The organism is Flavobacterium sp., from assembly GCF_044338735.1.
Lineage (GTDB): Bacteria > Bacteroidota > Bacteroidia > Flavobacteriales > Flavobacteriaceae > Flavobacterium.
In genome coordinates this window covers 1-6,977 of sequence record NZ_JBIIWV010000109.1, presented here as the reverse complement: position 1 = coordinate 6,977, position 6,977 = coordinate 1, and the positions used below count along the sequence as shown (strand labels likewise).

Below are 6,977 nucleotides of genomic sequence, written 5' to 3'. Positions count from 1 at the left end.
TATCTGTAAATGGAGAACAATTAAGTCCTATTTTACCTGAAGGCATTAAAAATTATTTAATTGATATAGATGGAACTATTTGTGATGATATTCCAAATGAGGAACCAGAAAGAATGGTTACCGCTGCGGTTTATCCCGACGCATTGATAACTCTCAATAAATGGTATGATGAAGGACATATTATTTTCTTTTTTACCTCACGTACCGAATCGCATAGAGCAGTTACCGAAGATTGGTTGAAATTACATGGATTTAAATATCACGGAATGCTAATGGGAAAACCTAGAGGAGGAAATTACCATTGGATTGATAATCATTTGGTTAAAGCTACTCGCTACAACGGTAAATTTACCGATTTAATTGACAAAGAAGTAACCATTCAGGTATTTGATGACGGAAATCAATACTAATTAAGTAATAATGTTAAGTTTATAAAACGTGTAAAATCAACTACTTTTAATTTTATAATTTATAATTATGTCAGAAAATTTATTAGTTCCTACTATGTCCGAAATGATGGCACAAGGCAAACAGCCTGATGTTTTGTTTTGGGTAGGATGTGCTGGAAGTTTTGATGATAGAGCAAAAAAAATTACAAAAGCTTTTGTAAAGATTTTAAACAGTGCCAATGTTTCATTCGCAGTTTTAGGAACCGAAGAAAGTTGCACTGGCGATCCAGCAAAAAGAGCAGGAAATGAATTCTTGTTTCAAATGCAAGCCGTGACTAATATTGAGGTAATGAATTCCTATGAAGTGAAGCGAATTGTTACAGCATGTCCTCATTGTTTCAATACATTAAAAAATGAATATCCAGAATTAGGCGGAAACTATGAAGTTTTGCATCATACTGAGTTCATTAAGTCATTATTAAACGAAGGTAAATTAACGATTGAAGGAGGTCAATTTAAAGGAAAACGCATTACATTTCATGATCCTTGTTATTTAGGACGCGCTAATAATATTTATGAAGCGCCTCGTGAATTAATTCAAAAATTAGATGCCGAATTAGTTGAAATGAAACGATCTCGAGCTAATGGTTTATGTTGTGGAGCAGGTGGAGCTCAAATGTTTAAAGAACCCGAAAAAGGAAATAAAGACATCAATATTGAAAGAACAGAAGATGCCCTAGCAACGCAATCCGATATTATAGCTGCAGGTTGTCCTTTTTGTAATACCATGTTGACCGATGGAATTAAACATAAAGAGAAAGAAAGTGATGTTAAAATTTATGACATTGCCGAATTAATTGCTAATGCTCACGATTTATAATTAAAACAGGCTTAAATCACTATAAACTACACAAAATATACATTTACTAATAATAAATATTAAAATGATGAAAAAAATTATATTACTTCTTCTAATTGTTTCCTCTAGTTCTGTTTTTGCTCAAAAATTATCAAAGGAAGAACTTGCTGTAAAAATGTCTGAAAAATCTTGTGAATGCGCAAATAAAGAAGAAATTTCAAAAGATAATTTTGAAATGACTTTAGGGCTTTGCATTATTGAAGCGATTAATGCTTTTGAAAAAGATGTTGATAGACATTATGGAAAAGATGTAATTAATGATGAAAAAAAGATGGAAGAATTAGGCTATGATGTTGGCAAAGAAATGGCTAAAACTTGTCCTGCAATTTTTAAATTTATGTTTGATGAGGATTCTGAAAATCAGGAAGTTGTAGAAGAAACGCCTGATGAAATGATTACTGGTCAACTTACAGAAATAAAATCGGAACAATTTTTAACATTTTCAGTTAAAGAAGATTCAGGAAAAATGAATCACTTTATTTTGTTGAGTAGTTTTGAAAATTCTTTTTTATTAACTGATAAAGTAGTAAAAGTAAATGACGCTGTAGAAATTTATTATTATGAATTAGAATTATATGATGCTAAATTATCGAAATTTATATCTTATAAAGTAGTAACCGATATAATCAAAAAATAATAATGTACGTACCCTTTGATACCTTACCAGAAGAAGCTAAAGTTTGGATTTATCAATCTAATAGGAAATTTTCTGACGAAGAAATTCAAGATATTGAACGAGATTTAGGATCATTTATAGAAAATTGGAGTGCTCACGGGCACGCACTAGAAGCCTCTTTTGTTACAAAATACAATCGTTTTATTATTATTGCTGTTAATCAAGAAGTTCAAGCCGCCACAGGATGTTCAATAGATGCCTCGGTTCAATTTATTCAACAATTAGAGCAAAAATATGCTGTTGATTTATTAGATAAAATGAATGTGACTTTTAAAATGGGTGAACACGTTACTTTCAAGACTCTATTAGAGTTTAAAAAATTAGCCAAAGAAAAAGCGGTTTCTGCTAATACTGTTGTTTTTAATAATTTAGTCAACACAGTTGGAGAATGGCAAGATTTTTGGGAAGTTCCTGCTAGTGAAAGTTGGCACAATAGATTTTTCTAAAAAGAATATTTACACTATATTTGAAAATCATCATTAGTTCAACTTTAATGATGATTTTTTTATTACAAAAACATTGATTACATGCGATATATATTCGTTTTTTTATTTATTACAGTTGTTTCATTTGGACAAAAAAAATCAAATCTTTCTCGTGAAATTTGGGTTGATAGTGTTTATAACCAACTTTCATTTGATGAAAAAGTAGGGCAATTGTTTATGGTAGCTGCTTATTCAAATAAAGACGAAGCTTATAATAAATCAATTGATAAATTAATTGAAGAAAATAAAATTGGTGGGTTAATCTTTTTTCAAGGAGGACCAATGCGCCAAGCAAAACTTACGAATCGTTATCAAGCAAAATCTAAAGTACCTTTGTTTATTGGAATTGATGCAGAATGGGGGCTAAGCATGCGTTTAGATTCTACCTTTCGATATCCTTGGAATATGACGCTTGGCGCCGTTCAAGATATGAATTTGATTGAAAAGGCAGGAAATCAAATGGCAAAACAATCCAAGCGAATGGGAATTCATTTCAATTTTGCTCCTGTTGTAGATATTAACACTAATCCTAAAAATCCTATTATTGGCAATCGTTCTTTTGGAGAAACCAAAGAAAATGTCACCCTTAGAGCATTAGCTTTAATGAAAGGTTTACAAGATGAAGGAGTTTATGCAACTGCAAAACATTTTCCAGGTCATGGAGATACCTCTACCGATTCACATCATACATTACCTATCGTTTCCTTTGATAAAAACAGATTAGATGAAGTGGAATTGTATCCATACAAAGAATTGATTAAAAATGGATTAACAAGCATAATGGTTGCGCATTTGAATGTGCCAAGTATTGAACCGAGAGAAAATTTTCCAACATCGATTTCTTACAATGTGGTGACCAATATTCTAAAAAATGAATTACAGTTTGAAGGATTAATTTTTACTGATGCACTCAATATGAAAGGGGCTAGTAATTTTAAAAAACCCGGTGATATTGATTTAGAAGCTTTTTTAGCAGGTAACGATGTATTGCTTTTTTCTGAAAATGTACCGGTTGCTATTAAAAAATTTAATGAAGCAAAAGCTGATGGACGATTAACTGAAGATCGTTTAGCTTATTCGGTAAGGAAAATTTTAGCTTATAAATACAAGGCCAATTTACAAAACTATCAACCGATAGTTTTAGAGAATTTGTACCAAGATTTAAATGCAATTGAATATGAAGCATTAAATTATCAGTTGTATGAAAATGCCGTAACGGTTATAAAAAATGAAACCAAATCAATTCCGTTAGCACAATTAAATAAAGAGAAAATTGCCTACGTAAAATTAGGAAATGACACTTCGGATGTATTTCTAACAAAGCTTAAAAATTATACCTCGATAACCGAAATTACTACTAAAAATTTAGATTCAGCATTAGTAGAATTACAAGATTATACAAAGGTTATTATTGGTTATCATAAATCGGATGGTGCTTGGAGAAATCATAATTTAACGTTTAGAGAATTACTTTGGATTAACCAAATTGCAAAGCAAAATGATGTTATTTTATCATTTTTCACCAAACCTTATTCGTTATTAAACATAAAAAATTTCGAGTCAATTGAATCCATTATTGTAGGGTATCAAAATAATGCTATTGCACAAACGGTAGTACCTCAAGTTATTTTTGGAGCTCTTGGTGCAAAAGGAAAATTGCCTGTTTCAATAGAAGAACATTTTAAAGTCAATGAAGGAATTGAAACACTAGCCATTGAGCGTTTAGGTTTTGAAGTGCCTGAAAATGTTGGGATGAATTCTAAAATTTTAACCAAAATAGATTCGATTGCTGCTTATGCGATTGATAAAAAAATGACACCTGGTTTACAAGTAGTTGTTGCTAGAAAAGGAAAAGTAATCTATCAGAAATCATTTGGAAATCATACTTATGAAGAAGGTGCAATAAAAGTTCAAAACACCGATTTGTATGATATTGCTTCATTAACAAAAATTATTGCCACATTACCAAATGTGATGTTAGAATTTGATAAAGAAAATATAACATTGGAAACCAAATTAAAATCGATGTTGCCAGTTTTTAGAGGTTCGAATAAAGAAGATGCAACGGTTTTAGATATGTTAACACATCAAGCGCGTTTTCAACCGTGGATTCCGTTCTACAAAGCAACATTAGATAGTTTAAATCGACCTAGTGAGAAATATTATAGAACTAGACCAACAGTTGAATTTCAAATAAAAGTTGCCGAAGATTTATATTTAAGAAGAGACTATAACGATACCATTATAAAAGCTATAGCAGACAGTCCTTTATTGGCAAAAAAGCAATATAAATACAGTGATTTTTCCTTTATTTTATTCAAAGAATATTTAGAAAAGAAAAATGAAAAATCGCTAGAATATTTGGCAAAGAATAATTTTTACAACGAAATAGGAGCAACTTCAATTACTTACAATCCGTTGCAGCAATTTGATAAGAGTGTTGTTATTCCTACTGAAAACGACAACTATTTTAGATACCAACTTATTCATGGTTATGTTCACGATATGGCTGCTGCCATGCAGGGCGGAATTTCGGGTCACGCAGGATTGTTTTCCAATGCTTTAGACATTGCTAAAGTGATGCAAATGTACTTACAGAAAGGAAGTTATGGTGGTAAGCAATTTATTACAGCAGCAACCTTGCAAAAATTTAATACCTGTTATTTTTGCAAAGATGGAAATAGAAGAGGAGTTGGTTTTGATAAACCACAATTAGGTTCTGAAGGGCCTACATGTGGATGTGTTTCGTTAACAAGTTTTGGTCACACGGGCTTTACTGGAACCATGACTTGGGCAGATCCAGAACAAGAGATTGTATATGTGTTTTTATCCAACAGAACCTATCCTGATTCAAATGCATCAAACAAGTTATCAAAGGAAAATATCAGAGAAAATATTCAAAAAGTAATTTATGAAGCAATAATTCATTAATATGACTTCAAAAGCAACATCAGTAGATCAATACATCAACGAAGTTCCGGAGGATAGAAGAACAGCATTACAGCAACTAAGAGCTATAATTTTAAAAAATCTTCCAGAAGGTTTTCAAGAAGAAATTAGTTATTGTATGATTGGATATGTTGTTCCGCATTCTATTTACCCAAAAGGGTATCATTGTTCGCCTGAATTGCCTTTGCCTTTTATGTCATTCGCAAGTCAAAAAAATAGCATCAATTTTTATCATATGGGAATTTATGCAAAACCTGAATTGTATAATTGGTTTGTAGCAGAATATCCGAAACATTCCAAACAAAAATTAGATATTGGAAAAAGCTGTTTTCGAATAAAAAAACCAGAAAATATTCCCTTCGAATTAATTGGAGAATTAGCAAGAAAAATGTCGGTTGCCGAATGGATTAAAACCTATGAAGTAGCCTTCAATAAATAAATTAACATATATTTTATTATTACCCAATTTAGAAGTGGTAATTTTAATTCAAATTATAAACAAATGAAAATTGCAATAGTTTGTTATCCTACATTTGGCGGAAGTGGCGTTGTTGCTACTGAACTTGGTTTAGAATTAGCTAAAAGAGGACACGAAATTCATTTCATTACTTACAGTCAGCCAGTGCGTTTAGCCTTGTTGAACCCAAATGTGCATTATCACGAAGTACATGTTCCTGAATATCCATTATTTCATTACCAACCCTATGAATTAGCACTTTCGAGCAAGTTGGTAGACATGGTTAAATTGTATAAAATTGATGTTTTGCACGTTCATTATGCCATTCCTCATGCTTATGCGGGTTATATGGCCAAACAAATGTTAGCTGACGAAGGAATTCACATACCTATGGTAACTACATTGCACGGAACCGATATTACATTAGTAGGAAATCATCCATTTTATAAGCCTGCGGTGAGTTTTAGCATCAATAAATCAGATGTGGTTACCAGTGTTTCACAAAGTTTGAAAGACGATACGTATCGTTTATTTGACATTACAAATGATATTGTGGTTATCCCAAATTTTATTGAATTATTTAAAGAAAATTCACAAGAAAACAATCCGTGTCAACGTGCTTTGATGGCAACAGAAAATGAAAAAATTGTAACTCATATTTCCAATTTTAGAAAAGTAAAGCGAATTAAAGATGTAGTTAAGATATTTAATGAAATTCAGAAAGAAGTGCCATCTAAATTAATGATGGTAGGTGAAGGGCCAGAAAAAGAACAAGCAGAAAATTTATGTCAACAATTAGGTATTCAACATAAAGTGATCTTCTTTGGAAATAGTAATGAAATCGATAAAATTTTACGTTTTTCAGATTTATTTTTACTTCCTTCTGAAACCGAAAGTTTTGGGTTAGCGGCTTTAGAAGCCATGGCTTGTGGAGTACCAGTTATTTCAAGTAATTCAGGAGGTTTACCTGAAGTAAATAAAGATGGATATTCTGGTTATTTAAGCGATGTAGGCAATGTAAAAAAAATGAGTCGAGATGCCATTTTGCTTTTAACGAATGAAGAACTCCTCAAACAATTTAAAGTTAATGCATTTGAAACTG

Annotated in this window: 7 protein-coding genes; all 7 read left to right on the top strand. The window is 31.4% G+C overall.

The window, feature by feature from the left end; translation table 11 throughout:
* The coding region (locus ACIQZC_RS07760) for a phosphoheptose isomerase (RefSeq protein ID WP_396138666.1) at positions 1 to 410 on the top strand (410 nt) is incomplete at its 5' end.
* Positions 411 to 477: 67 nt separating this feature from the next.
* Positions 478 to 1,269, top strand: coding sequence for a (Fe-S)-binding protein (locus ACIQZC_RS07755; protein ID WP_396138665.1), 792 nt, complete (start codon positions 478 to 480; stop codon positions 1,267 to 1,269).
* Positions 1,270 to 1,336: 67 nt separating this feature from the next.
* Entirely contained in the window at positions 1,337 to 1,945 is a 609-nt protein-coding gene (locus tag ACIQZC_RS07750) for a hypothetical protein (RefSeq protein WP_396138664.1), read from the top strand.
* 2 nt (positions 1,946 to 1,947) lie between these two features.
* Positions 1,948 to 2,430, top strand: a complete 483-nt coding sequence (locus ACIQZC_RS07745; RefSeq protein ID WP_396138663.1) for an ABC transporter ATPase — start codon at positions 1,948 to 1,950, stop codon at positions 2,428 to 2,430.
* An 81-nt stretch (positions 2,431 to 2,511) separates the two neighbouring features.
* Positions 2,512 to 5,400: a glycoside hydrolase family 3 N-terminal domain-containing protein gene (locus tag ACIQZC_RS07740; RefSeq protein ID WP_396138662.1), complete on the top strand. Its 2,889-nt coding sequence runs from the start codon at positions 2,512 to 2,514 to the stop codon at positions 5,398 to 5,400.
* 1 nt (position 5,401) lies between these two features.
* Positions 5,402 to 5,857, top strand: a complete 456-nt coding sequence (locus tag ACIQZC_RS07735; protein WP_396138661.1) for a DUF1801 domain-containing protein — start codon at positions 5,402 to 5,404, stop codon at positions 5,855 to 5,857.
* 63 nt (positions 5,858 to 5,920) lie between these two features.
* The coding region (gene bshA, locus ACIQZC_RS07730) for an N-acetyl-alpha-D-glucosaminyl L-malate synthase BshA (protein ID WP_396138660.1) at positions 5,921 to 6,977 on the top strand (1,057 nt) is incomplete at its 3' end.